General features: G+C 58.7%; 28 protein-coding genes and 1 tRNA gene. 13 read left to right on the top strand and 16 right to left on the bottom strand.

Annotated features, from left to right (window positions below; all coding sequences use genetic code 11):
* The first annotated feature begins 2 nt into the window (after nucleotides 1-2).
* From WLY71_RS13925 to WLY71_RS13915, 3 genes are all read left to right on the top strand, one after another.
* Nucleotides 3-79 (top strand) — tRNA-Met (locus WLY71_RS13925).
* 278 nt (nucleotides 80-357) lie between these two features.
* Entirely contained in the window at nucleotides 358-3,000 is a 2,643-nt protein-coding gene (mprF, locus tag WLY71_RS13920) for a bifunctional lysylphosphatidylglycerol flippase/synthetase MprF (RefSeq protein WP_347803996.1), read from the top strand.
* Nucleotides 3,000-4,295 carry a virulence factor family protein gene (locus WLY71_RS13915; RefSeq protein ID WP_347803995.1) on the top strand — a complete coding sequence of 432 codons (1,296 nt, stop codon included), beginning with the start codon at nucleotides 3,000-3,002 and terminating at the stop codon, nucleotides 4,293-4,295. Before mprF ends, WLY71_RS13915 begins: the two co-directional genes overlap by 1 nt.
* A gap of 56 nt (nucleotides 4,296-4,351) precedes the next feature.
* On the opposite strand, the gene WLY71_RS13910 is transcribed toward WLY71_RS13915, so the two are convergent.
* Together WLY71_RS13910 and WLY71_RS13905 are read right to left on the bottom strand one after the other, a co-directional pair.
* A complete protein-coding gene (locus WLY71_RS13910; protein ID WP_347803994.1) occupies nucleotides 4,352-4,639 on the bottom strand; it encodes a type II toxin-antitoxin system RelE family toxin in 288 nt (95 codons plus the stop codon).
* A gap of 11 nt (nucleotides 4,640-4,650) precedes the next feature.
* Entirely contained in the window at nucleotides 4,651-4,941 is a 291-nt protein-coding gene (locus tag WLY71_RS13905) for a Phd-YefM (RefSeq protein WP_007904631.1), read from the bottom strand.
* A 492-nt stretch (nucleotides 4,942-5,433) separates the two neighbouring features.
* On the opposite strand from WLY71_RS13905, the gene WLY71_RS13900 reads away from it, so the two are divergent.
* Nucleotides 5,434-5,748 (top strand): DUF3077 domain-containing protein, encoded by a 315-nt coding sequence (locus tag WLY71_RS13900; protein ID WP_347803993.1) that lies wholly within the window; start codon nucleotides 5,434-5,436, stop codon nucleotides 5,746-5,748.
* A gap of 234 nt (nucleotides 5,749-5,982) precedes the next feature.
* On the opposite strand, the gene WLY71_RS13895 is transcribed toward WLY71_RS13900, so the two are convergent.
* Nucleotides 5,983-7,884 (bottom strand): potassium transporter Kup, encoded by a 1,902-nt coding sequence (locus tag WLY71_RS13895; protein WP_347803992.1) that lies wholly within the window; start codon nucleotides 7,882-7,884, stop codon nucleotides 5,983-5,985.
* A 289-nt stretch (nucleotides 7,885-8,173) separates the two neighbouring features.
* Between WLY71_RS13895 and rimO the strand changes: the two genes are divergently transcribed.
* The 6 genes from rimO to tsaA all read left to right on the top strand — a co-directional run bounded on the left by rimO (nucleotide 8,174) and on the right by tsaA (nucleotide 13,413).
* Nucleotides 8,174-9,511: a 30S ribosomal protein S12 methylthiotransferase RimO gene (rimO, locus tag WLY71_RS13890; protein WP_064676142.1), complete on the top strand. Its 1,338-nt coding sequence runs from the start codon at nucleotides 8,174-8,176 to the stop codon at nucleotides 9,509-9,511.
* 126 nt (nucleotides 9,512-9,637) lie between these two features.
* A complete protein-coding gene (locus WLY71_RS13885; RefSeq protein WP_008153969.1) occupies nucleotides 9,638-10,111 on the top strand; it encodes a GNAT family N-acetyltransferase in 474 nt (157 codons plus the stop codon).
* A gap of 189 nt (nucleotides 10,112-10,300) precedes the next feature.
* Nucleotides 10,301-11,011: an rRNA pseudouridine synthase gene (locus WLY71_RS13880; protein ID WP_008153970.1), complete on the top strand. Its 711-nt coding sequence runs from the start codon at nucleotides 10,301-10,303 to the stop codon at nucleotides 11,009-11,011.
* Nucleotides 11,012-11,086: 75 nt separating this feature from the next.
* Nucleotides 11,087-11,557, top strand: coding sequence for a YehS family protein (locus tag WLY71_RS13875; RefSeq protein ID WP_347803991.1), 471 nt, complete (start codon nucleotides 11,087-11,089; stop codon nucleotides 11,555-11,557).
* A gap of 223 nt (nucleotides 11,558-11,780) precedes the next feature.
* On the top strand, nucleotides 11,781-12,551 hold the full coding sequence (locus WLY71_RS13870; RefSeq protein WP_347803990.1) for an SDR family oxidoreductase: 771 nt from the start codon (nucleotides 11,781-11,783) through the stop codon (nucleotides 12,549-12,551).
* Nucleotides 12,552-12,711: 160 nt separating this feature from the next.
* The gene (gene tsaA / locus WLY71_RS13865) at nucleotides 12,712-13,413 is read left to right on the top strand and encodes a tRNA (N6-threonylcarbamoyladenosine(37)-N6)-methyltransferase TrmO (protein ID WP_347803997.1); all 702 of its coding nucleotides are present in this window, start codon (nucleotides 12,712-12,714) and stop codon (nucleotides 13,411-13,413) included.
* A gap of 169 nt (nucleotides 13,414-13,582) precedes the next feature.
* Here tsaA and fpr read toward each other — a convergent pair whose 3' ends face one another.
* Nucleotides 13,583-14,362, bottom strand: a complete 780-nt coding sequence (gene fpr, locus WLY71_RS13860) for a ferredoxin-NADP reductase (RefSeq protein WP_030127957.1) — start codon at nucleotides 14,360-14,362, stop codon at nucleotides 13,583-13,585.
* Between the two features lie 150 nt (nucleotides 14,363-14,512).
* On the opposite strand from fpr, the gene WLY71_RS13855 reads away from it, so the two are divergent.
* Nucleotides 14,513-15,439 carry a LysR family transcriptional regulator gene (locus WLY71_RS13855; protein WP_008153977.1) on the top strand — a complete coding sequence of 309 codons (927 nt, stop codon included), beginning with the start codon at nucleotides 14,513-14,515 and terminating at the stop codon, nucleotides 15,437-15,439.
* On the opposite strand, the gene WLY71_RS13850 is transcribed toward WLY71_RS13855, so the two are convergent.
* The 3 genes from WLY71_RS13850 to WLY71_RS13840 form a co-directional block, all read right to left on the bottom strand.
* Nucleotides 15,436-15,798, bottom strand: a complete 363-nt coding sequence (locus WLY71_RS13850) for a diacylglycerol kinase (protein ID WP_008010143.1) — start codon at nucleotides 15,796-15,798, stop codon at nucleotides 15,436-15,438. The two genes, WLY71_RS13855 and WLY71_RS13850, sit on opposite strands and share 4 nt — an antisense overlap.
* A 79-nt stretch (nucleotides 15,799-15,877) precedes the next feature.
* The gene (erdR, locus tag WLY71_RS13845) at nucleotides 15,878-16,525 is read right to left on the bottom strand and encodes a response regulator transcription factor ErdR (RefSeq protein WP_046046272.1); all 648 of its coding nucleotides are present in this window, start codon (nucleotides 16,523-16,525) and stop codon (nucleotides 15,878-15,880) included.
* A gap of 234 nt (nucleotides 16,526-16,759) precedes the next feature.
* Complete coding sequence (locus WLY71_RS13840) at nucleotides 16,760-17,494, bottom strand: tRNA-uridine aminocarboxypropyltransferase (protein WP_283183243.1); 735 nt, start codon at nucleotides 17,492-17,494, stop codon at nucleotides 16,760-16,762.
* Between the two features lie 189 nt (nucleotides 17,495-17,683).
* Between WLY71_RS13840 and WLY71_RS13835 the strand changes: the two genes are divergently transcribed.
* Nucleotides 17,684-18,109 (top strand): PA3611 family quorum-sensing-regulated virulence factor, encoded by a 426-nt coding sequence (locus tag WLY71_RS13835; RefSeq protein WP_347803989.1) that lies wholly within the window; start codon nucleotides 17,684-17,686, stop codon nucleotides 18,107-18,109.
* On the opposite strand, the gene WLY71_RS13830 is transcribed toward WLY71_RS13835, so the two are convergent.
* Nucleotides 18,110-18,304, bottom strand: coding sequence for a hypothetical protein (locus WLY71_RS13830; RefSeq protein ID WP_347803988.1), 195 nt, complete (start codon nucleotides 18,302-18,304; stop codon nucleotides 18,110-18,112).
* 367 nt (nucleotides 18,305-18,671) lie between these two features.
* On the opposite strand from WLY71_RS13830, the gene WLY71_RS13825 reads away from it, so the two are divergent.
* Nucleotides 18,672-19,790, top strand: coding sequence for an LOG family protein (locus tag WLY71_RS13825; RefSeq protein ID WP_347803987.1), 1,119 nt, complete (start codon nucleotides 18,672-18,674; stop codon nucleotides 19,788-19,790).
* Between the two features lie 41 nt (nucleotides 19,791-19,831).
* Here the strand turns inward: WLY71_RS13825 and recX are convergent, their stop codons facing one another.
* The 8 genes from recX to WLY71_RS13785 form a co-directional block, all read right to left on the bottom strand.
* Nucleotides 19,832-20,299 carry a recombination regulator RecX gene (recX, locus tag WLY71_RS13820; protein WP_046046277.1) on the bottom strand — a complete coding sequence of 156 codons (468 nt, stop codon included), beginning with the start codon at nucleotides 20,297-20,299 and terminating at the stop codon, nucleotides 19,832-19,834.
* A gap of 8 nt (nucleotides 20,300-20,307) precedes the next feature.
* Nucleotides 20,308-21,360, bottom strand: a complete 1,053-nt coding sequence (recA, locus tag WLY71_RS13815; protein WP_282376924.1) for a recombinase RecA — start codon at nucleotides 21,358-21,360, stop codon at nucleotides 20,308-20,310.
* 83 nt (nucleotides 21,361-21,443) lie between these two features.
* Entirely contained in the window at nucleotides 21,444-21,944 is a 501-nt protein-coding gene (locus WLY71_RS13810; protein WP_347803986.1) for a CinA family protein, read from the bottom strand.
* Nucleotides 21,945-22,024: 80 nt separating this feature from the next.
* Nucleotides 22,025-22,561, bottom strand: coding sequence for a lysis system i-spanin subunit Rz (locus WLY71_RS13805; RefSeq protein ID WP_347803985.1), 537 nt, complete (start codon nucleotides 22,559-22,561; stop codon nucleotides 22,025-22,027).
* Entirely contained in the window at nucleotides 22,543-23,106 is a 564-nt protein-coding gene (locus tag WLY71_RS13800) for a glycoside hydrolase family 19 protein (RefSeq protein ID WP_347803984.1), read from the bottom strand. The genes WLY71_RS13805 and WLY71_RS13800 overlap by 19 nt, the downstream gene beginning before the upstream one ends.
* 35 nt (nucleotides 23,107-23,141) lie before the next feature.
* Nucleotides 23,142-23,588 (bottom strand): phage tail assembly chaperone, encoded by a 447-nt coding sequence (locus WLY71_RS13795; RefSeq protein WP_347803983.1) that lies wholly within the window; start codon nucleotides 23,586-23,588, stop codon nucleotides 23,142-23,144.
* Nucleotides 23,589-24,488: a gp53-like domain-containing protein gene (locus WLY71_RS13790; RefSeq protein WP_347803982.1), complete on the bottom strand. Its 900-nt coding sequence runs from the start codon at nucleotides 24,486-24,488 to the stop codon at nucleotides 23,589-23,591.
* Nucleotides 24,489-24,510: 22 nt separating this feature from the next.
* Nucleotides 24,511-25,077 (bottom strand): tail fiber assembly protein, encoded by a 567-nt coding sequence (locus WLY71_RS13785; RefSeq protein WP_347803981.1) that lies wholly within the window; start codon nucleotides 25,075-25,077, stop codon nucleotides 24,511-24,513.
* Nucleotides 25,078-25,084: the final 7 nt, after the last annotated feature.

The raw sequence follows: 25,084 nt of genomic DNA, 5'->3' as shown, positions 1-25,084 counted from the left end.
GACGCGGGATGGAGCAGTCTGGTAGCTCGTCGGGCTCATAACCCGAAGGTCGTCGGTTCAAATCCGGCTCCCGCAACCAAACATCAAAAAAGGCTACTCGAAAGAGTGGCCTTTTTTGTATCTGTTGAAAAAGTCCTTTCGCAACAATGATCTGCCACTGTGTAGCGAGCCGTTCGGGATCCCCAATGCTCTGAGCCCTGACTATGCTGAGCCCCAGACAGAACCCTCTACGACTGATGACGTACCATCGCCGATACCCGGTGAGAGGCGTTAATATTTGTGATTATTTTTTTCTACAGGGATTGGTAACTTGGCTGGATACCCCCATCCTGTCGCGCACAATCCAAGAGGTGATTGATGCGCGCCAACTCGTCTGATCCACAAGACACCGTCACAGCGACACAACCGATCAAGGCCGAGCGTCTGCGCTTGCTTGATCGAATCAGCAAATACCGCCAGCCCATCGGCCTGGCAGTCACTTTGCTGTTGTTCGCTATCGCGCTGATTGCCTGTCGCCACCTGCTGAGCGAACTCGATCTGTACGCTCTGCACGACTCGATTCTCGACGTTCCGAAACCGGCTTTATTGGGCGCGCTGGGCGCGACCGTGGCTGGCTTCATTATCCTGCTGGGCTACGAATGGTCAGCCAGCCGCTACGCGGGCGTGAATCTGGCGCCACGAATCCTGGCCCTGGGTGGGTTCACCGCATTCGCCATCGGCAATGCCATTGGCCTTTCGATGCTCTCGGGGGGCTCGGTTCGCTACCGTTTATATGCACGTCATGGTCTGGGCGCTTCTGAAGTCGCGCACATGACGCTGTTCGCCAGCCTCTCGCTCGGCTGCGCCCTGCCCCCACTGGCCGCCCTCGCCACCCTCAGCAACCTGCCTGGCGCCTCTGCCGCCCTGGGTCTGTCCGAGACCTTGCTGGGCATGATTGCCGTGGCCGTACTGTTGCTGTTCACGGTACTGGCCATCGGCATCTACCGCCGTCGCCTGCCAGAGCAACCTTACCCGGACAACCTGCTGGTCAAGGTCGGACGCCGCACCTTGCGCCTGCCGGGCCGTCGCCTGACGTTTCTGCAACTGATCATCACTGCCCTGGACGTAGCCGCCGCGGCGACCGTGCTCTATCTGTTGCTGCCTGAAGCACCGCCCTTCGGCGCGTTCCTGCTGGTGTACCTGCTGGCACTGGCCGCCGGTGTGCTCAGCCACGTTCCCGGCGGGGTCGGAGTATTCGAAGCGATTCTGCTGGCTGCCTTCTCCGACAAACTCGGTGCCGCGCCACTCGCTGCCGCCCTGCTGCTCTATCGTCTGATCTACGTGGTACTGCCGTTGCTGGTGGCCTGCGTATTCCTGCTGATCAACGAAGGTCAGCGCCTGTTTCAATCGCGTCAGTCCTTAAGGGTGGCGTCGGGCCTGGCCGCGCCGATTCTGGCGGTGCTGGTCTTTCTGTCCGGCGTGGTGCTGCTGTTCTCCGGTGCCACCCCGGAAATCGACACACGCCTGGAGCACATCGGCTTTCTGATCCCGCATCGACTGGTCGACGCCTCGCACTTCGGTGCCAGCCTGATCGGTGTGCTTTGCTTGCTGCTGGCTCAAGGGCTGCGCCGCCGACTGTCGGCCGCCTGGATGCTGACCACCATCTTGTTGCTGGTCGCTGCCCTGCTCTCTCTGCTCAAGGGCTTCGACTGGGAAGAAGCCTGCTTGCTGACGCTGACTGCGAGCTTGCTGGGGGTTTTCCGCAGCTCGTTCTATCGCCCCAGCCGTCTGACCGAGGTGCCGTTCTCGCCGCTGTATCTGGTGGCGAGCCTGTGCGTACTCGGTGCGTCGATCTGGCTGTTGCTGTTCGCCTATCAGGACGTCCCGTACAGCCATCAGCTCTGGTGGCAGTTCACCCTCGACGCCGATGCCCCGCGTGGCTTGCGCTCGCTGCTTGGCGCCGCCGTGCTGCTGGTGGTGGTGTCCCTGACCTGGCTGTTGCGCACCGCACGCCCGGTGATCCATCCGCCGACGCCTGATGAGCTGGACCGCGCGGTAAAGATCCTCATGGCCTCCGCCCAACCGGATGGCGGCCTGGCCCTGACCGGTGACAAGGCGCTGCTGTTTCACCCCAACGACGAGGCGTTCCTGATGTACGCCCGCCGTGGTCGTAGCCTGGTGGCCTTGTATGACCCGATCGGCCCGACCCAGCAACGGGCGGAAATGATCTGGCAGTTCCGCGACCTTTGCGACATCCACCACGCCCGTCCTGTGTTCTATCAAGTGCGCGCCGAGAACCTGCCGTACTACATGGACATTGGCCTGACCGCGATCAAACTCGGCGAAGAAGCCCGGGTCGATCTGCTTCGCTTTGATCTCGAGGCCAAAGGCAAAGAGATGAAAGACCTGCGCTACACCTGGAACCGCGGTACTCGCGATGGCCTGTCGCTGGAGATCTTTGATCCGGGGCAAGCGCCGATGGATGAGCTCAAGGTGATTTCCGATGCCTGGCTGACCGGCAAGAACGTGCGCGAGAAAGGTTTCTCGCTCGGCCGCTTCAGTGATGACTACCTCAAGCATTTCCGCGTCGCGGTGATTCGTTTCGAAGGGCGTCCAGTGGCATTTGCCAACCTGCTCGAGACCTACGGCCATGACCTGGCCAGTCTCGACTTGATGCGCGCGCACCCGGACGCGCCCAAGTTGACCATGGAGTTCATGATGGTCGGCCTGATCCAACATTATAAAAATCATGGATACGCGCGCTTCAGCCTGGGCATGGTGCCGTTGTCGGGGTTGCAACCCCGTCGTGGTGCACCACTGACCCAGCGTCTGGGCTCGATGGTTTTCCGCCGTGGTGAGCAGCTCTACAACTTTCAAGGCTTGCGCCGCTTCAAAGACAAATTCCAGCCTGACTGGGAACCCCGTTATATGGCTGTGCCCGCCGGACTCGATCCGCTGGTTGCCCTGGCCGACACTGCCGCCCTGATTGCGGGCGGCTTGACTGGATTGGTGAAACGCTGATGATTCAACGCTCCTTGCGGTACGTACTGGCCACACTGGTAGTGCTGGCTCTGATTCTCGGTGGCGGTTACTGGTACCTGAAACGCCCGGCACCCGAACCGACCCTCGAACAGCTGACGCCAGCCGATGGCGCCGCGATGACCCGTGTCATCCCCGGCAACACGCCACGCGCCCAGGTGCTGGTGGCGGTCAATGAAGACCAGAAGCTCAGCAACAAACAGTTGATGACACTGAGCCGCACCGGCTCGGCGCAGATTGTTCAGGTGATCCTGCCCAACGACTGCCTGCTGCAAAGTCGCGCCCTGCAATCGGCCCTGAGAGAACTCAAAGGCCCGGCGACCCTGGTCAGCGGCATCGGCCCTGGTGCCGTGCTGGCGTGGCGCTGGTTGTCGGAACAGAAGGACGACAAGGCTCAAGCCGTCTCGGTGGACCTGGCCCTGGAAAAACCCGGCTGCACACACCTGCTACCGAAAGGCGCCGCTCACGGGCACTGGCTGGTGGCCTGGAACGACAACCCGGACGACACCAGCGCCGGCTTCGTGCGCGACCAACCCAACGCCGAAACCAGCATCAGCGACTACGACATCAACCTGCCGCAAGTGCTGAACAACGAACTGCGCAAGATCCTAGTGGGTGGCGATAAAGCCGCTGGCGGCCTGCAGATCCCGGTGGTCGAAGTGCCCGCCGGCCAAGCCAAGGACACTGTGACCCTGTTCCTGTCCGGTGACGGCGGCTGGCGCGACCTTGACCGCGACGTAGCGGGCGAGATGGCGAAGATCGGCTACCCAGTCGTCGGCATCGACACCCTGCGCTATTACTGGCAACACAAGAGCCCGGAGCAAAGCGCCCTGGACCTCGCCGAGCTGATGCAGCATTACCGGCAGAAATGGGGCACCAGGCGCTTCATCCTGACCGGTTACTCGTTCGGCGCCGACGTCCTGCCGGCGATCTACAACCGCCTGGAGCCATCGGAACAGCAACGCGTCGACGCAATTATCCTGCTGGCCTTCGCCCGCACCGGCAGCTTCGAAATCGAAGTCGAAGGCTGGCTCGGCAACGCCGGCAAAGAAGCCGCCACCGGCCCGGAAATGGCCAAGCTGCCGCCGGAGAAAGTGGTGTGCATCTACGGTGAAGAGGAAGTCGACGAGAGCGGCTGCACCGACAAGACCGCGGTGGGCGAAGCGATGAAATTGCCTGGCGGTCATCACTTCGACGAGAACTACCCGAAACTGGCAAAGCGGTTGGTGGATGTGATCGAGAAGCGTCAAGCGAAGGAGACGGCGGCTCAAGAGTGATCTGAGTCCAGCCCACGAAAAGCCCCCGCAGCCTTAAGGTTGCGGGGGCTTTTTGGTTAGAGACGACGCTCTGCCGCGCCGTAGACCTCTTCGTCACGTCGAGCACCAACGGCAACGATCAATACCTGAATCGCCTTGCCATCGACTCGATAAACAATCCGCGTGTCGCCTGTCCGGATCCGTCTACAGCCTGCAAGACTGGCTCTTAGGGGCTTGCCGCTCTTGTCCGGCTCACCATTGATAATCCACTCTTCGATGACATCAAGAATGCGGTTCGCCGCTACAGCTCCCAGCAGATCCAGATCCTTCTGAACCTCCGGATGATAGATAACGCCCCAAACCATCCACAGCTCCTTTAGTCTTTCCTGGCGTACCGCGCCCGCATATCGTCGTGGCTGACAGCCTTGGCCTGATCAAAACCGATCAGTCGCTCTCGAGCCGCCGCTTCAACCCGAAGGTCCTCAAGCTCGTCGAGCATTTCCTGATACGCATCGACATTGATAATGACCGCTGCGGGTTGGTTGTCTTTGAAAATGACCAGTCGTTCGGTGGCTCGGCTGGAAATCTCCTTTAGCCTCGCACTAAACCCCCTGACCATCGCAGTCACCGAAATCGCTTGGTCAGCACGCTCCAGTAATGCCGTCATACTCACCTCTCTACACAATCATGCAAATTTGAACACACATTTTTACGCAGAGTATTGCGTCGAATTAGACATACAGCAAGCGGCAAAACGCGAACTGATCACCCAGCGTGTTTCCCACATCTCGCAGCGTTTAGTTTCGTTTACTTAAGGTGTCGAAATATCGGATGACGCCCGCAGACCTTGTAGGCAAACTCCGAATCGTTCTTTTTGGGCACTTTGATGCCTTGTTGCGCTTTTCTTCGACGGGATACTCTCCGGACGTCGCTGACCATTCAGCGATCGGGTGTGGTAACCCGGTTAGGCAAAGTGCAACACCGCTCCCATCACGGTTCGTGCGTTTTTACGTCTGTAATCCCGTGTTATGGCGGCTGTGCGTGGGAGACCTTCGGGTCTGCCGGTTCCTTTGCTCCTCCGGTTTACCACCCTGCGTACAGCTGCCACCCATTCGTGTGGTAACGAATGCGGCAGCTCCTCGTTTTAAGGAGCGAAACAATGAGCAAAACAGATCCGTCCACACCCTCAGAACTGAAAACCATCGGCTTCACCCCCTTCATCTACTGCTCGAACCAGGCACTGTTCCGTGTCAGTCGAGACGTCCCCCTCGGCGATGCGCTAGCCATGGCTTCTGATTTTCTGTTCCTTGCCAAGGAGCTGACTAAAGATGCTGCCTACGCCCGCGACACCGACAGACACGCCTGGGCCGCGCATTATCTGACGGCAATGAGCAAGGCCGTGATTGATGATGCAGTGAAGGTACTGACGCCGCCACCGCCAACTGCCCGGACAAAAGCCGAATCTAAAAAATAGCGGCCCGAAAGCAAGTAAAGGAGCAGAGACGGAATACGTGCAAACACCGCACATCCCCTGTGGGAGCGAGCTTGCTCGCGATGGCGGACTAACAATCACTATCGATGTCGACTGACAGTTCGCCTTCGCGAGCAAGCTCGCTCCCACAGGGGATCTTCATTGCACCGAAGTGAAGTGGCCGCCCACAAAAAAGCCCCCGCTACCGCAATGGCAACGGGGGCTTTTTGCTGTGGCTTACATCTCTACCTGCGTCCCCAGCTCAATCACCCGGTTCAACGGCAGATTGAAGAAGCGCAGGTTGCCGTTGGCGTTCTGCAACATGAAGGCGAACAGCGTCTCACGCCAGCGCGCCATGCCTTCGAGCTTGGAGGCGATGACCGTCTCGCGGCTGAGGAAGTAGGTGGTGCGCATCGGGCTGAAGTCCAGTTCATCGAGATGACACAGCTTCAGCGCTTGCGGCACGTCCGGCTCGTCGACGAAGCCAAAGTGCAGGATCACCCGGAAGAAACCTTCGCCGTGGGATTCAACCTCGAAACGCCGTTGCGCAGGCACCCGCGGGATGTCTTCGTACACCACCGTCAGCAGCACCACTTGCTCGTGCAGCACCTGGTTATGCAGCAGGTTGTGCAACAAGGCATGAGGCACGGCGTCCGGCCGCGCCGTCAGGAACACGGCAGTGCCCTGAACGCGATGCGGCGGTTGCACGGCGATGCTGCTGATGAAGATCGGCAGCGGCAAACCACCCTCGTCGAGACGATCGACCAGCAGTTGCTTGCCGCGCTTCCAGGTGGTCATCAGCACAAACAGCACGATACCGGCAATCACCGGGAACGCCCCGCCCTGAATGATTTTCGGCACGTTGGCCGCGAAGTACAGACCGTCTACCACCAGGAAACCAAGCAACAGCGGAACCGCGAGGACCGGAGGCCATTTCCACAGCAGCAATATCACCGCCGACACCAGAATGGTGGTCATCAGCATCGTGCCCGTCACGGCCACGCCGTAAGCCGCAGCCAGCGCGCCGGAGGACTCGAAGCCCAGCACCAACAGGATGACGCCGACCATCAGCGCCCAGTTCACCGCGCCGATGTAGATCTGGCCTTGTTCGGCACTGGAGGTGTGCTGAATGTGCATGCGCGGTATGTAACCGAGCTGAATCGCCTGACGAGTCAGGGAGAACGCACCGGAAATCACCGCCTGAGAAGCAATGACCGTGGCCAGGGTCGACAACCCCACCAACGGAATCAGCGCCCAGCTCGGAGCCAATAAGTAGAACGGGTTGCGAGCGGCTTGCGGATCACCGAGCAGCAACGCGCCTTGGCCGAAGTAGTTCAGCACCAGCGCCGGCAGCACGAGGATAAACCACGCACGGGCAATCGGCTTGCGACCAAAGTGCCCCATGTCGGCGTACAGCGCTTCGGCACCGGTCAGTGCCAGCACCACCGCGCCTAGGATCGCCACCCCCATGCCCGGGTGCACGATGAAGAAGCGCACGCCCCAGACCGGGTTCATCGCTTGCAACACTTCCGGGTGCTGCATGATGCCGTAGACGCCCAGCGCCCCCAGCACTACAAACCAGGTCACCATGATCGGCCCGAACAGAATGCCGATCCGCGCGGTGCCGTGACGTTGTATCAGGAACAGCGCCACCAGCACGATCAGCGACAGTGGCACCACCCAATGGTCGATACCCTCGAAAGCCAGTCCAAGGCCTTCAATCGCCGAGAGCACAGAGATCGCCGGCGTGATCATGCTATCGCCATAGAACAGCGCCGCGCCGATCAGCCCGCAGACCACCAGCAACGCGCGCAACTTCGGATGCCCGGCCGCAGCCCGCCGAGCCAGGGCGGTCAAGGCCATGATCCCGCCTTCGCCCTGGTTGTCGGCACGCAGCACGAACAGCACGTATTTGATTGAAACGACCCAGATCAGCGACCAGAAAATCAGCGCCAGAATCCCGAACACGCCGTCATGGTCGACCGGTACACCATAGTGACCGGAAAACACTTCTTTGAGGGTGTACAGCGGGCTCGTGCCGATATCGCCATAAACCACCCCGACCGCCGCGACCAGCATGCCGATCGGCTTTGCCGCAGAATGCTCGGCACCCGCTGCCTGACTACTTGCCTGACCCATCCACCACTCCTACTACCCAGACCGGACTTCTTTGGAAGAAGCACTATGCTTTGCCGTGCAGCATGCGCCGTTTTCCTTCACGTTACAGACGTTTTGTTGACTGTAAAAAATCGGTAAAGCGTAAAGGCGCGAAGCATAGCCCAGCACTCGTCGTATTTCCCTGCATAAAGCTGGTCAAGTGCGCCTCTCATCGCTAGAATTGCGCACTTTTTGACCAGAGGCGCAACATAGCGCCCGTCTGTCGCCTTGCCGTCTTCGGCTGGAGGCGTCACAAATACCGAGGTTAGACATGTCCACCACTCCTGCGCCGGCCAATCCAAAGGTTGGCTTCGTATCCCTGGGTTGCCCCAAAGCACTGGTCGACTCCGAGCGCATCCTTACCCAACTGCGCATGGAAGGCTATGACGTCGTGTCCACGTATCAGGACGCTGACGTCGTGGTGGTCAACACCTGCGGCTTCATCGACTCGGCCAAGGCTGAGTCTTTGGAAGTGATCGGCGAAGCCATCAAGGAAAACGGCAAGGTCATCGTGACCGGCTGCATGGGCGTCGAAGAAGGCAACATTCGTAAAGTGCACCCGAGCGTGCTGGCCGTGACCGGTCCGCAACAATACGAGCAAGTGGTCAACGCCGTGCACGACGCCGTGCCGCCGCGCCAGGATCACAACCCGCTGATCGACCTGGTACCGCCGCAGGGCATCAAGCTGACCCCGCGCCACTACGCCTACCTGAAGATTTCCGAAGGCTGCAACCATAGCTGCAGCTTCTGCATCATCCCGTCGATGCGCGGCAAACTGGTCAGCCGTCCGGTCGGTGACGTGCTCGACGAGGCTCAGCGCCTGGTCAAGGCCGGTGTCAAAGAGCTGCTGGTGATCTCGCAAGACACCAGCGCCTACGGCGTCGACGTGAAATACCGCACCGGTTTCTGGAACGGCGCGCCGGTGAAAACCCGCATGACCGAACTCTGTGAAGCCCTGAGCACCCTCGGCGTCTGGGTTCGTCTGCACTATGTTTACCCGTACCCGCACGTCGACGAGCTGATTCCGCTGATGGCCGCCGGGAAAATCCTGCCGTACCTGGACATCCCGTTCCAGCACGCCAGCCCGAAAGTCCTCAAAGCGATGAAACGCCCGGCCTTCGAAGACAAGACCCTGGCGCGCATCAAGAACTGGCGCGAAATCTGCCCGGACCTGATCATCCGTTCGACCTTCATCGTCGGCTTCCCCGGCGAAACCGAAGAAGACTTCCAGTACCTGCTGAACTGGCTGACCGAAGCGCAACTCGATCGCGTCGGCTGCTTCCAGTATTCGCCGGTCGAAGGCGCACCGGCCAACCTGCTGGACGCGGCCATCGTGCCGGACGACGTCAAGCAAGACCGCTGGGACCGCTTCATGGCGCACCAGCAGGCGATCAGCTCGGCTCGTCTGCAAATGCGCGTTGGCCGTGAAATCGAAGTGCTGGTCGATGAAGTCGACGAGCAAGGCGCGGTTGGCCGCTGCTTCTTCGATGCCCCGGAAATCGACGGTAACGTGTTCATCGACAACGGCAGCAACCTGAAACCAGGCGATAAAGTCTGGTGCAAAGTGACCGACGCCGACGAATACGACCTGTGGGCTGAACAGATCTAAACGCAAAAAATACGAAAAGCCCCGCTCTCTTGACGAGATGCGGGGCTTTTTTACGGCTATCGTTTTGTAAGGAAAGGATTCTCAACATTCACAGAAACAGCGAGTAAAAAGAAGGGGCAACCGGCCATGCGCCAACATTCGGTCATCCACACGCCGAAACAGAGCGACTACGAAGAACTCACTCAGGTCTGGGAAGCCTCGGTTCGCGCCACCCATGACTTTCTGCCGGACAGCTACATCGAACTGTTGAAGAACCTGGTGCTGACCCGCTACCTCGATGCGGTGATGCTGATCTGCACCAAAGACCCGCGCCAGCGCATCACCGGGTTCGCCGGGGTCGCGGCGGGCAAAATCGAAATGCTCTTCATCGACCCGGCTCACCGCGGCCAGGGCCTGGGCAAGCAGTTGCTGCGCTATGCCATGGAACACCTGAATGCCGATGAACTGGACGTCAACGAGCAGAACCCGCAGGCGCTGGGGTTCTACTTCAAGCAGGGCTTCGAGGTGATCGGTCGCTCGGAAGTCGACGGCATGGGCCAGCCCTATCCGCTGTTGCACATGCGCCTGCGTCAAAACCAGCAACATTCGCGGCATGGCTGACACAACGCAGGACAAATGTGGGAGCGAGCCTGCTCGCGAAGGGGCCATCAGTTTCACATCAATGTTGACTGATAAACCGCTTTCGCGAGCAGGCTCGCTCCCACAAAAAGCTTTACTGCGCAAATGGAGCCGGGATTAACCAGCGCCCAGCAGGTACAATGCCCACCCCTTTTTTGTTACGGCCCTGTCATGACTGACCCGATTCGTCTCTCCAAACGCCTCATCGAACTCGTCGGCTGTTCCCGTCGGGAGGCTGAGCTGTTCATCGAGGGCGGCTGGGTCACCGTGGACGGTGAAGTCATCGACGAGCCGCAGTTCAAGGTCGAGAACCAGAAAGTCGAGCTTGATCCAGAAGCCAAGGCCACTGCGCCGGAACCGGTGACCATCCTGCTGAACGTGCCCGTGGGCATGGATGCGGAAACGGCCATGGCAACGATCAGCGCCGAGACCTTGAGCGAAGAACACCGCTTCAGCAAACGTCCGCTCAAGGGCCACTTCCTGCGGCTGACTGCCAGCACCGACCTGCAGGCCAACGCCAGCGGTCTTTTGGTATTCACCCAGGACTGGAAGATCCTGCGCAAACTCACTGCCGACTCCGCCAAGATCGAGCAAGAGTATGTGGTCGAAGTTGAAGGCGACATGGTGGCTCACGGCCTCAACCGCCTGAACCACGGCCTGACCTACAAAGGCAAGGAACTGCCGCCGGTCAAAGCCAGCTGGCAGAACGAAAACCGCCTGCGTTTTGCGATGAAGAACCCACAACCGGGCGTCATCGCCCTGTTCTGCCAGGCCGTAGGCCTGAAGGTTGTCGCCATCCGCCGCATCCGCATTGGCGGCGTGTCCATCGGCAAAGTGCCGTTGGGGCAATGGCGTTACCTGTCCGGCAAAGAGAAGTTCTAAGACTTTTCACGCCGCCACACATTTTGGCGCCGCTGTTTATGCGGCGCCCACTGCTGAATATCAGGATTGCACACCATGATTCATAACGACGTACTGCGCAGCGTGCGCTACATGCTCGACATCAGCGACAAGAAAGTCATCGAGATCATCAAGCTCGGTGGCATGGACGTGACCCTGGAAGACCTGGTGACGTACCTCGACAAGAAAGAGGAAGACGAGGAAGGCTTCGTACGCTGCCCGGATGAAGTCATTGCGCATTTCCTCGATGGCCTGGTGATCTTCAAGCGCGGCAAGGACGAAAGCCGTCCTGCGCAGCCGATCGAAGTGCCGGTGACCAACAACATCATCCTGAAGAAACTGCGCGTGGCCTTCGAACTGAAAGAAGACGACATGCACGCCATCCTCAAGGCCTCCGAGTTCCCGGTGTCCAAGCCTGAGCTGAGCGCGCTGTTCCGCAAGTTCGGCCACACCAACTACCGCCCGTGCGGCGACCAGTTGCTGCGTAACTTCCTCAAGGGCCTGACCCTGCGCGTGCGTCCGCAATAACGTGCGAGACGGATCTACTTTGTAGGAGCTGTCGAGAGCAACGAGGCTGCGATCTTTTGAATTTCAGTTGGGCCGAAAAAGGTCAAGATCAAAAGATCGCAGCCTCGTTGCACTCGACAGCTCCTACAAGGCCGAATGGCCTCCCATTCCTCGCAAAAATAGTGGCTCCGCTTCCGACGGCTGACGACTAGGGTGTATTGACCCTCAGCTCTCAGGATTCGCCATGCACCCGTACTTTTCCTTGCAAGGCCGCACCGCTCTGGTGACCGGCGGCACCCGTGGTATCGGCAAAATGATCGCCAAGGCTTATGTCGAGGCTGGCGCCACCGTATACGTCTGCGCCCGGGATGCCGAAGCCTGTCAGCAAACGGCTGATGAATTGAGCGCATTCGGTCGTTGCCACGGAGTGGCGGCCAACCTGGCCACCGAAGAAGGCGTACTTCAACTGGCTACGCGACTGGGCGAGCAGATCACTCATCTGGATATTCTGGTGAACAACGCCGGCACCACGTGGGGCGCGCCGCTGGAGAGCTACCCGGTCAAGGGCTGGGAAAAGGTCATGCAGCTGAACGTGACCTCGGTGTTCAACTGCATTCAGCAGTTTTTGCCGCTGCTGCGTAAGGCCGGTTCGCCAGCGAATCCGGCGCGGATCATTAACATCGGTTCAGTGGCCGGGATTTCTTCCTTTGGCGAACAGGCTTATGCCTACGGCCCGAGTAAAGCTGCCCTGCATCAACTGTCACGGATTCTCGCGCGGGAGCTGGTGAGCCAGCACATCAACGTCAACGTCATCGCACCGGGGCGTTTTCCGAGCAAGATGACGCAGCACATCGGCAATGATGAGCAGGCGTTGGCCGACGACACCGCATTGATTCCAATGAAACGCTGGGGCCGGGAGGAAGAGATGGCGGCGCTGGCGATCAGTCTGGCGAGTACGGCCGGCGCTTACATGACCGGGAATATCATTCCGCTGGATGGTGGGTTTAGCCTTTAAATCGGCGGCGCGGCCATCGCGGGCAAGCCACGCTCCCACAGGGGAATGCATTTCAAATGTGGGAGCGTGGCTTGCCCGCGATGACGGACTAACAGGCACCACCGGTCTTGAGGCTGCTCGGGTTATCATGCCCACCCTCACCCCGCCTCGACCCCAGACCATGACCTACAGCGTTTCCCCCATCGGCTTTGTGCGCTCCTGTTTCAAGGAGAAGTTCGCCATCCCGCGCCAGCCACAACTGGCCCCGGCCGCTCGCGGCGTGCTGGAACTGGTGGCGCCGTTCGATCAGGGCGATGCGGTGCAAGGTCTGGAACAGGTCAGCCACGTGTGGCTGCTGTTCCTGTTTCACCAGGCCCTGGAAGAAAAGCCACGACTGAAAGTCCGCCCTCCTCGTCTCGGCGGTAACAAATCCATGGGTGTGTTCGCCACCCGCGCGACGCATCGGCCCAATGGCATCGGCCAATCCGTGGTGAAGCTGGACAAGGTTGAAGCCAATCGCCTGTGGATATCCGGCATCGACCTGCTGGACGGCACGCCGATTCTCGACATCAAACCCTACGTGCCTTACGCCGACATCATCGAAACAGCCTCCAACAGCATCGCCAGCGCTGCGCCGCAGCTGATTCCCGTGCAGTGGACGGATTCAGCGCTGCAACAGGCTCACGGCCATGCTCAGCGCCTCGAAGAACCGCTGGTGGAGTTGATCGAGCAATGCCTGGCACAAGACCCACGTCCGGCGTACCAGATTCCTACACCCGAACGGGAATACGGCGCGCAGTTCTGGGACCTGGACGTGCGCTGGCACTATCCCGAGGCGGGTGTGATCCGAGTCCTTGAAGTCATTCCCGCCTCCAACCTGTAGGAGCTGTCGAGTGAAACGAGGCTGCGATCTTTTGATGTTGCTTTTAAAAAACAAGATCAAAAGATCGCAGCCTCGTTTCACTCGACAGCTCCTACAAGGTTTGCATTGGGCATAAAAAAGCCCCCATTGCCTGCACAGGCAATGGGGGCTTTTCAGTGATGCGGTGTGCTTACTTCTCGACGAACGCTCGCTCGATCAGGTAATCACCCGGCTCGCGCATCCGCGGCGACACTTTCAGGCCGAAGCTGTTCAACACTTCGCTGGTCTCATCGAGCATGCTCGGGCTGCCGCACAGCATGGCGCGGTCGTCTTGCGGGTTGATCGGTGGCAGACCGATGTCGCTGAACAGCTTGCCGCTACGCATCAGGTCGGTCAGGCGACCTTCGTTCTCGAACGGCTCGCGGGTTACGGTCGGGTAGTAGATCAACTTGTCACTCAGGGCCTCGCCGAAGAACTCGTTCTGCGGCAGGTGCTCGGTGATGAACTCGCGGTAAGCGACTTCGTTGACGTAACGTACGCCGTGGCACAGGATCACTTTTTCGAAACGCTCGTAGGTTTCCGGGTCCTGGATGACGCTCATGAACGGCGCCAGACCGGTACCGGTGCTGAGCAGGTACAAATGTTTGCCAGGCTTCAAGTCATCCAGCACCAGCGTGCCGGTAGGCTTTTTGCTGATGATGATCTCGTCGCCTTCCTTCAGATGCTGCAGCTGGGAAGTCAGCGGGCCATCAGGCACCTTGATGCTGAAGAACTCGAGATGCTCTTCCCAGTTCGGGCTGGCAATCGAGTAAGCGCGCATGAGCGGCCGGCCGTTGGGCTGTTGCAGGCCGATCATCACGAACTGACCGTTCTCGAAGCGCAGGCCCGGATCGCGGGTGCACTTGAAGCTGAACAGAGTGTCGTTCCAGTGATGAACACTGAGGACACGCTCGTGGTTCATGTTGCTCATGTACGTGGGACTCCTGGAGATTTTGTCTGAGCGTGCTCTGCGCCTGCTCTGCGAAAAATGAGCTGCTGTGCGCAATTGCATCGCATTCTAATGGCAGCCACAATATCTGTTAACTGGATTATTAAGATAAGGGTTATCGGTTATATAGATATGCGATTTACTCTCCGTCAACTTCAAGTATTCGTCGCCGTCGCCCAGCAGGAAAGCGTATCCCGTGCTGCGGGTCTGCTCAACCTCTCGCAATCGGCGGCGAGCACCTCGATCACCGAGCTAGAGCGTCAGTCCAGCTGTCAGCTGTTCGACCGCGCCGGCAAACGGCTGAGCCTCAACGCCCTCGGCAAACAGCTGCTGCCGCAAGCGGTGGCGCTGCTCGACCAGTCCAAAGAAATCGAAGATTTGCTCAATGGCAAGTCGGGATTCGGCTCTCTGGCGGTCGGCGCGACCCTGACCATCGGCAATTACCTGGCCACCTTGCTGATCGGCAGCTTCATGCAGCGCCATCCGGAAAGCCAGGTGAAGCTGCACGTGCAGAACACTGCCAACATTGTGCAGCAGGTTGCCCACTATGAAATTGATCTGGGTCTAATCGAAGGTGACTGCAGCCATCCGGACATCGAAGTACAGAGCTGGGTCGAGGATGAACTGGTGGTGTTCTGTGCGCCCCAGCATCCACTGGCCAAGCGCGGCACGGCGACCATGGAAGAGCTGACCCACGAAGCCTGGATTCTGCGGGAACAGGGCTCTGGCACGCGACTGACCTTTGACCAGGCCATGCGTCACCATCGAAGCTCGCTGAATATCCGGCTGGAACTGGAACACACCGAAGCGATCAAGCGTGCGGTGGAGTCCGGGCTGGGGATTGGCTGCATTTCTCGCCTGGCACTGCGCGATGCATTCCGCCGCGGCAGCCTGGTGCCCGTAGAGACGCCGGATCTGGATCTGGCGCGGCAGTTCTATTTCATCTGGCACAAACAGAAATATCAGACGTCGGCGATGCGTGAATTCCTCGACCTGTGCCGCGCTTTCACCGCCGGGGTTCAGCGCAGCGACGAGATCGTTCTGCCTACCATCGCTTAAAGCAGGATGACCGCCCAGACCAGCGCGATCATGCTCAACGCCACGAACTGCGCAGCGCTGCCCATGTCCTTGGCGTTTTTGGACAATGGGTGCAACTCAAGGGAAATGCGATCGATGGCCGCTTCCACTGCCGAATTGAGCAATTCGACAATCAACGCCAACAGGCAGACTGCAATCAGCAACGCCTGCTCGACGCGACTGACGTTCAGGAAGAACGACAGCGGGATCAATATGACGTTGAGCAACACCAGTTGCCGAAAGGCCGCTTCGCCGGTGAAGGCTGCGCGCAGACCGTCCAGCGAATAGCCGGAGGCATTGAGAATGCGTTTTAGGCCGGTTTGGCCTTTGAAAGGTGACATAAAGTAGGCAACTGACCAAAAAGGAAGTGGGAAAGCTAAATTAAGCAAAGTCAAAAAAGCGTGAACGCGCCGCGCCTGGTTAGCTCGAAATTGACTCAAGTTGTTGCAGAAGCAACGCCGCCTGGGTCCGGGTCCGCACATTCAGCTTGCGAAAAATCGCCGTCACGTGGGCCTTGATCGTCGCTTCGGAAACGCTCAGCTCGTAGGCAATCTGCTTGTTCAACAAGCCTTCACAGACCATGGTCAGAACACGAAACTGCTGAGGCGTCAGGCTCGCAAGGCCTTCGCTGGCGGCCTTGGCTTCGGCGGAAACGCTGACCGCCTCGAACGCCTGGGGCGGCCAGAACACATCACCATCGAGCACCGCGCGTACGGCTTTCTGGATGACGCTCAGATCACTGGACTTGGGGATGAAGCCGCTGGCGCCGAACTCACGGGACTTCACCATAATCGAGGCTTCTTCCTGGGCCGACACCATGACCACCGGAATCTGCGGATACTGACCGCGCAACAGCACCAACCCTGAAAAACCGTAGGCCCCCGGCATGTTCAGGTCCAGCAGCACCAGATCCCAGTCCGACTTCTCGTCCAGACGGGTTTCCAACTCAGCAATGCTTGCCACTTCCACCAGACGGACTTCCGGGCCCAGGCCCAGGGTCAACGCTTGATGCAGGGCGCTACGAAAAAGAGGGTGGTCATCGGCAATCAGGATTTCGTATGTGGCCATTTTTCAAATGATCCTGTTTTTCAAACAACTCGAGGTACAGCCACGGAGCTGTACCAACAGGGCACGTTCAACGCCAATCACGTGGCTATCCACGTAAAGAATACGGCGTATCAAACTTTGGCCGCGCCCTAATCGGCGCCAAGCATGCCCAGCGAAGTCGGGGTGGTCAAGGTGCATGGCCAGTACAGTTCTTTGCAGTATGGGCGACAATCAGCGCGTGACAGGGGCGCCGATTTACACAAAAGGCATCAGTTCGGCGTGTGCCGGTGTTGAAACATTCATTTCAAGCTGATGTTTGGCATCAAGGTAATGTTGGCTGAACACATCGAAATAAGCGTCCAGTGCCGACGCAGCCTCGGTATCACCCGCCAGATCGAGACACAACGCCGCCACTTCGGCCGTGCATAAATGCTCGCTGCGGGTCGACCGGCGCAACCGATACCGCGACAGCTTCTCGGGCAACAGGCTCAGGATCGGAAGCCGATCAAAGTAGGGGCTTTTGCGGAAAATCTTCCGGGCTTCTGTCCAGGTGGCATCCAGCAGAATGAACAGCGGACGCTTCGAACTATCGGCATCGACGCTGTTTGTGACACGCTCGGGTTCAACGTACTCACCCGGAAACACCAGATAAGGTTGCCATTGCGGGTCGGCCAGCAGCGCCAGCAATTGCTCATCAACCTCCGTACGCGACCAGATGAATGCATGGTTGTCGCGCACCACATCGGCGATCAGCCAACCGGTGTTGCTCGGCTTGAACACTTCCTTGTTGGTCATGATCAGGCACACGCCAGAGCGGGCCTCGACTTGCGGGCGCCAGGCGCACAGACAGTGACTCTCGATCACGCGGCAGGCTCGGCAACGCGGTGCCCTCCAGCCTCGGGCCTGAATCGGCTTGATGCCCTCTTCCTCTCGCTCATCGCGCAAGCGGGCTACTGCGTTTGCAGCAAAGCGTGGGGTTGCAGGGTTCATCGCAGGCAACGCCGGCAGGGGAAGAAAATCGACACGAAAAACACTCGGCAGGGCAGAAAGTAGCGGCAGTTTATCAGAGCAGCCGGCGCAAGCCTGTACCGCCCAGGCCTCGTCCCCTATAATTCGCCGCCACTGAACGCACAGTCATGTGACGGGTCGAACCACCAGTCACTGAACCAGGAGAGTTTCATGCTGCGCCTTATCGTTCCCACCGCTGCCATTTTGCTGGCGTCGTCCTTCAGCGCTCAGGCTGCTTCCTTGAGTGAGCAGAATCTCAACAGAGAGCTGCGAAACGTCGCCACACAAAGCAGTGTTGGTACTCCACGGGCGATCAACGAAGACATTCTTGATCAGGGCTACACCGTCGAAGGCAACACGCTGATCAACCATCTAAGCGTACAAAGCAGCCACGCCAACAAGATGCGTGCCGACCCGAAAGCCGTGTATTTCCAGCTTGGCGCCTCTGTATGCAACAACCCATCGTTCCGCAAACTGATGGCCAAGGGCGCGGTCATGCGTTACGACTTCACTGAGGTGAAGACCAACCGCTCAGTCGGCTCGGCCAGCTATCAGGAATCGGACTGCCCGAAAGCGGGCCCGGCCAAGAAGAAGTAATCATCGGGAAGTGGCGCGCCGCTGTTCATCCTCGGCGCGCAGTTCTGCCAACAACGCCTGCAAATAACGGGAACGTCGGCCGGCCCCCTCCAGACGCCGGCAGCACTCTTCTTCGAGACTCAAATGATTGGTCTCGGCTGATGATTTCAGCAATCGATACAGTTGCGTATCGATCTCCAGAATGACTCTGGTCATAACATCCCGCCTCCGTGCACTTCGCCCTTGCTTGAGCGATAAAATCCTTGAACCGCTTGTAACGTGCGTCCTGCCTTTGACGCAAAGTTGTCGTTGTCCTGCCTGTAATTTAGTAAATCAGACTGTCGGACACTCGCCTTGCGTTCAGACGAGCGGTGAAAGCACCTTGCAAATCGCCAATAAGCGGTTGCCAGGAAAGACTTTGCGGCGCAATGATCAAGTCAGCGAAAATCTCTGCGAGGGTCTAGATTCATAGTGTTCACGTTCACTTTTCAGGGCAGGAAAGGGGCTGCCCGTTGCGCGTCTTGTTGTGCGAATGTTTCCTTCACCCAAGGGAAAAACAGAGCCTGTATGGAAGGAGAAGTTGATGCCTTACCAACCGAATGACCTCCTGAGCCGTCATTTTGAAGAAAGCGGCCACGACCTCATCAGCAAGGTCGAAGAGCAACTCAACCTGGTTTCACCCAACAGCCCGAACATCCCGATCTACCGCGACATGATCCTGACCGTGCTACGCATGGCCCAGGAAGACCACAACCGCTGGAATGCCAAGATCACCCTGCAAGCCCTGCGCGAACTGGAACACGCTTTCCGTGTTCTGGAGCAATTCAGGGGGCGCCGCAAGGTCACCGTTTTCGGCTCGGCCCGAACACCGATAGAACATCCTCTGTACGGTCTGGCCCGAGAACTTGGCGCCGCGCTGGCGCGCTCAGACCTGATGGTCATCACCGGTGCCGGTGGCGGCATCATGGCGGCGGCCCACGAAGGTGCTGGCCTGGCACACAGCCTGGGATTCAATATCACCCTGCCCTTCGAGCAGCATGCCAATCCCACCGTCAATGGCACCACCAATCTGCTGCCCTTCCACTTCTTCTTTACCCGCAAGCTGTTCTTCGTCAAGGAAGCCGATGCTCTGGTCCTGTGCCCTGGCGGTTTCGGTACCCTGGATGAAGCGCTGGAAGTGCTGACACTGATCCAGACTGGCAAAAGCCCGCTGGTGCCCGTGATATTGCTGGATGCTCCCGGCGGCAAGTTCTGGCAAGGTGCGTTGGACTTCATCCACCATCAACTGGAGGAGAATCGCTACATCCTGCCGACCGATATGAAGCTCGTCAGTCTGGTCTACAGCGCGGAAGAGGCTGTGGAGCAGATCAATCAGTTCTACAGCAACTTCCACTCCAGCCGCTGGCTCAAGCATCAATTCGTGATTCGCATGAATCACAAGCTCAGCGAGCAGGCGCTCGAACACATGCAGGAGGCATTTGCCGACCTGTGTCTGAGCGATCATTTCCATCAACATGCTTACAGCGGAGAGGAACACGACGAACCGCAGTTCAGCCACCTGGCGCGACTCGCCTTCACCTTCAACGCCCGTGATCATGGACGCCTGCGGGAACTGGTGGACTACATCAACCTGCCGGAAAACTGGGCGCAGTCCAACCTCCAGGCGCAACAGCGCACGCGGGAACCGTCCAAGGTTACGTAGATAAAAAAACGGCCCGCTATCGAAATAGCGAGCCGTTTCAGTCAATCGTCCATCCCTCGGCCGCTGAACAAGCGGCTGATCATTTCCATGGAATATCCCCGATAACTCAGGAACCTGCCTTGTTTGGCACGTTCCCGGGCGTCTATCGGTAAATGCCCGGAAAACTTTCGCCGCCAGGTGTCTTCCAGTTGTTCCTGCCAGTTGATACCGCTCTCGCGCAAAGCAAGTTCGATGTCAGTACGTTGCAGGCCGCGCTGGCTCAACTCTTCACGAATACGCAAAGGGCCATAACCGGAACGGGAACGGTAGGAAACAAAGCTTTCGAGATAACGGGATTCGGACAGCAGGCCTTCTTCCGTCAAACGGTCGAGTGCCGTGTCGATCATTTCAGGGAGGGCGCCGCGTTGACGCAGTTTACGCGTCAACTCGACTCGACCGTGCTCGCGTCTCGCGAGCAGGTCCATTGCGGTTCGCCGCACCGCGACGAGTGTATCGAGTACGGCGGTCATCGGATCAATCAGATATCAGCGTCAGCCAGGTCATCAGCCGTCTCTTTGACTGGCGATGCTTTAACGTCCGGCGCTGGGGTCAGCAACTTGTCGCGCAGTTGCTTCTCAAGTTTCGTGGCGATCTCCGGGTTGTCCGCCAGGAACTTGGCCGAGTTGGCCTTGCCCTGACCGATCTTGGTGCCTTCGTAGGCATACCATGCACCGGATTTCTCGACGAAACCGTGCAGAACACCCAGGTCGATCATCTCACCGTTGAGGTAGATGCCCTTGCCGTAAAGAATCTGGAACTCGGCCTGACGGAACGGCGAAGCTACCTTGTTCTTCACAACCTTGACGCGGGTTTCGCTACCGACAACCTCGTCACCTTCTTTCACCGCGCCGGTACGGCGGATGTCCAGACGAACCGAAGCGTAGAACTTCAGCGCGTTACCACCGGTGGTGGTTTCCGGGCTGCCGAACATCACACCGATTTTCATACGGATCTGGTTGATGAAGATAACCAGGCAGTTGGCGTTCTTGATGTTACCGGTGATTTTACGCAGCGCCTGGGACATCAGACGGGCTTGCAGGCCCACGTGCATGTCACCCATTTCGCCTTCGATTTCAGCCTTTGGAACCAGAGCCGCCACGGAGTCGACGATGATCACGTCAACCGCGTTGGAACGCACCAGCATGTCGGTGATTTCCAGGGCTTGCTCGCCGGTGTCCGGCTGCGAAACCAGCAGGTCGTCGACGTTGACGCCCAGTTTGCCGGCGTATTCAGGGTCGAGGGCGTGTTCAGCATCGACGAATGCACAGGTCGCGCCGGCTTTTTGAGCCTGGGCGATCACCGACAGTGTCAGCGTGGTTTTACCGGAGGATTCAGGACCGTAGATTTCAACGATACGGCCTTTTGGCAGACCGCCAATGCCGAGCGCGATGTCCAGACCCAGAGAGCCAGTGGAGATAGCCGGGATCGCCTGACGGTCCTGATCGCCCATACGCATTACGGCACCCTTGCCGAATTGACGTTCGATCTGACCCAGGGCCGCAGCCAAGGCTTTCTTCTTGTTGTCGTCCATTAAAGTCCTCACGTAATCAATAAGGCCTGACGGCCAACACCTGTATAAGTAGCCAGTATTATTCCACAGCGTTTCAGGATCGCCTACCCCTGATTTGAGATTTCTCCAGCGGCATGGCGCAGCAGCCCCTCTAGCGCGGCCTTCACCGTTTGTCGGCGGACCTCGTCACGGTTGCCGGGAAAGTACTGCACCTCGCTGAACACCTGTTCACCAACGCCCCAGGCCAGCCACACGGTGCCCACCGGCTTGCTCGGCGAACCGCCATCCGGTCCCGCCACACCGCTGACCGCCACGGCAAATCGCGCCCGGCTTTTCTCCTGCGCGCCGCGGACCATGGCCTCGACAACCTCGCGACTGACCGCCCCCACCGTTGCAAACAACTCGACCGGGACATTCAATTGCTCGGTTTTCTGGCGATTGGAATAGGTGACATAACCAGCCTCAAACCATGCCGAACTCCCCGGAATCCGGGTGATCGCCTCGCTGATCCCGCCGCCGGTGCAGGACTCGGCGGTGCTAACGTGGGCATTGAGAACCTGCAAGCGCCTGCCAAGTTCAGCGGCCAGTTGGGTGATTTCTTTCACGGTCATCTCCTGAGCAAGCGGAATGAGAACTACCGTACACGAGCGTAACGCGCTTGCAAGGCGCAGGATCGATCAAAATGTTAGCGAGCGAGGGCTCTGATATAAGCCTGACAGGCCTGCAAGGCAATCAGTCCGCGGTCACCGGCATCGGTGATGGCGACAATTCGTTGAGCATGCGCCGGGTCAAGTCGGGCGCGCGCTGCTCCATGATCCACGCGGCTGGCTCCGGAGGCGGTTGGCACTGCACAGACAGAGGCAGCGTCATGGGCATCGAGGAGGACTGACAAGCGCACATCAGCAGTGGCAAGACGATCGCGCAGGCGACCTTGATCACGTTGGGCATCGCTAAGCGCTCGGTAATGGGTTTGTTCGCTGGTCGACAGACGCTGCTCCAGTGCTAGACGCCTGTCCTGCTCGGCCTGTTGCTGCGTTGCGGCTGCCAGAGTCAGCTGATTCAGTGCCTCGGCGTGCAGCTTGGCCTGTTCCGCCAGCTGCCGGCCATACCGCCAATCCTGAAACTGCCAGGCCAGCGCCGCTGAACCACCGGCCAACACAGCCAGAAACAGAACAACGCCAATGACGCGGCAAGACATCGGGATCAAACCGAAGGCTGGCATAACACCGCCCTCGCCCGCGCCCAGAGTTGCAAGCGATCCTGCAAACCGTTCAGGCCGCCGTTGATGCGGCGGGTGATGCTGTTGAACTGGTCGCGGTCGGCCAGTTCGTTGAAGCCATTTTGCTCCCAGAACCACGCGGCCGATTCGGCGGCCCATTGCGGTTGTTCCAGTAGTTCCGGCAGTGACAACAGACGTTCATCGCCGAACAGCCCGAGGCTGCATCGGCAGTAGTTGTTGCGGCCGGTGATCTGGATCAGGCCACGACCACGGTACTTTTGACCGTCACCGTCAGGCTCTGGCGTATTGCCAAGGCGCACAGCCAGTGCGCCAGTGTCGTACTTGCTCAAATATTGAGCGCTGCCCAACTCACGCACGTACTGCAACTGCCCCGACTCGTGACCGACTTGCGCGAGGAAGGCGGCGATGCGTTTGGGGGTGTTGATGTTGCGGTGAGACATGGCTGTGTTCAGGACGGAAATGAAAACGCCCGCTTGGGAGCGGGCGTTGGGCATAACGATCTGTAGTTGTTGCTGCGTAACGGTCATATAGCCCCCAGGGCCTGACGAGTGTCTGGTTCGTGTCAAAGATATCCATTCAGCCAAAGTGGCGTAGTGGGTCGATGTTCAGTGAAAGGAAAAAACGACCCTTGCGGCCAATCCCGAAGTGCACGGCGATAGGCCTGCAACTCGGCGTATTGCTCGGTGGTCAGCGTCGTGCCACCGCCGTCCTCCAGTTCGTCCCTGTCGCGGGCGACCATACCGTCGGTGGCCGATAACTGAGTGTCACGCCAAAGGCGCTCGGCCGTCGCTGCTTCCTCCGGCACCAGAGGCGGTGTATCCACAAGAACGGGATAGCCGTTATCGGCTCGCACCGAAATCAACTTCGGGGTTACAGCCAGTTGCTGGAGGAGCGAAACCCAGTACGCCTGTGGAATCTCAATGACATCGGAAGGAATATCCGACGTATTGATTCCTGGAACATAAACACCGCAAGTACTCGCGCTAAACAAAACATTGAACTCGTTCATTTAATAGCCCTTGGCAAAATACGTGACACCCCATCCGGCCCTGACAGAGCCACCCATGTCCCGAACCTTCAATCGGCAGCCCTGTTTCGTGGCAGTACCAGCCAACATGATGACCATCGCGCCATCACCGCCGACATGAGTAGCAACGACAGAAACAAAGGCGGTTGGAAACGAAATCGGAAAGGTGACAAAAACCTCCCCGTTGGCATCTGTCGTACCGTAACCCCATTGATCGATATTGCCGCTGGAGTACTTCTGGTAACCGGGGTTGCCGGTCATACCCGAGAACAACGGTGAATATCTCAGGCTGATCGTGCCACCTGCCAGACGCCACTGATTGTCCAGCTTGATGAACTCCGCCGTATCTCCCAGACCCAGAATGATCGGTCCGGTCGCCCCGTTGGATAGCTTGATGATGTCTGCACCGCCAGCAGTCGTTACTGTCAGCGCTCCCGACCCGGCATTGATGACATGCAGGGTGCTCGCATGCGCAATTCCGGTGGTCGCAGGTAACGTCGTCGTTATCGGTGCGGTACTGGAGAAGCTGGCAATTCCCCCCACATTGGACGCTGCCAGCGCAGTACCCACGCCATAAGACGCAAAACCTGAATATTGCAGCCCGCTACGGGTTACAAACTCAGTTGTTGCGACGGTATTGTCATTGTCGAACTGCGGGGCAGTGACAAACAGACCACTGCCCCGCAATGCTGTAAGAAGCTGATTATTGATCCCTTCCGCGGGGGTTATTCCAGCGGCCTGGATAACACTTACTACTTCCTGGGTTATTCCATTACCCCAACTCGCCGGAATTAAAGACCCAGGCGCCCCCGTCACAGGGTCTTCATCGACAAACTTTCCATTCACCAACCCGGCGCTGGGTACACTCCGTGGATAATCCATTGCACTTTTCCTTGTGTAGAACTCAGGCTTGTTCCGCCGAGCTTGGCACAACAGGCCAGGTGATCTCACTGGGGAAACCGGTCTGTTGTTCGATGCGATTCAACTCCACGCTGTAGAGTTTCCATTCCAGCAATTGCAGTTGCTCTTGATGGCTGGCATCGCCGATGTCTTCGGCGTATTGGAGGGGCGCAATGCGCCGTACAGCGTCACGAAGAAGAGTATCGCGCTGGTCGAGAATGATTTTTTTGAAATCCATCAACCGGGCCGCTTCATCGACTTGCCACGCGTTATCGATCCACCTGTGAAAACCGCCCGGCCACGGTTGCGTGGTAAAACCTTCCGGCAACTCTCCCAACGTCGTCCATGTTTCCCTGAACCCCGTGTCGGTGCGATAGACATCACCGCGAAAGTCGGCTTGTTGTTGCAAGGCACCCTTGACATAAGCCCAGGCAAATCCGCCGGGCGGTGGAGAAAGTTCGATACTCAATGCCATGGCATTGCTCGGCAGTTGCACGCCGACACCCGGCACGACCGGAAACTCGACAGGCCCGAACAGCGCACCGCTGTCGTCCATCAGATAATTGAACATGTGCACC

This window comes from Pseudomonas rossensis (assembly GCF_039888995.1).
In the GTDB taxonomy this organism is placed as follows: Bacteria; Pseudomonadota; Gammaproteobacteria; order Pseudomonadales; family Pseudomonadaceae; genus Aquipseudomonas; species Aquipseudomonas rossensis.
Note: the sequence above shows the minus strand (reverse complement) of the source record. Positions and strands in the feature narration are given on the sequence as shown.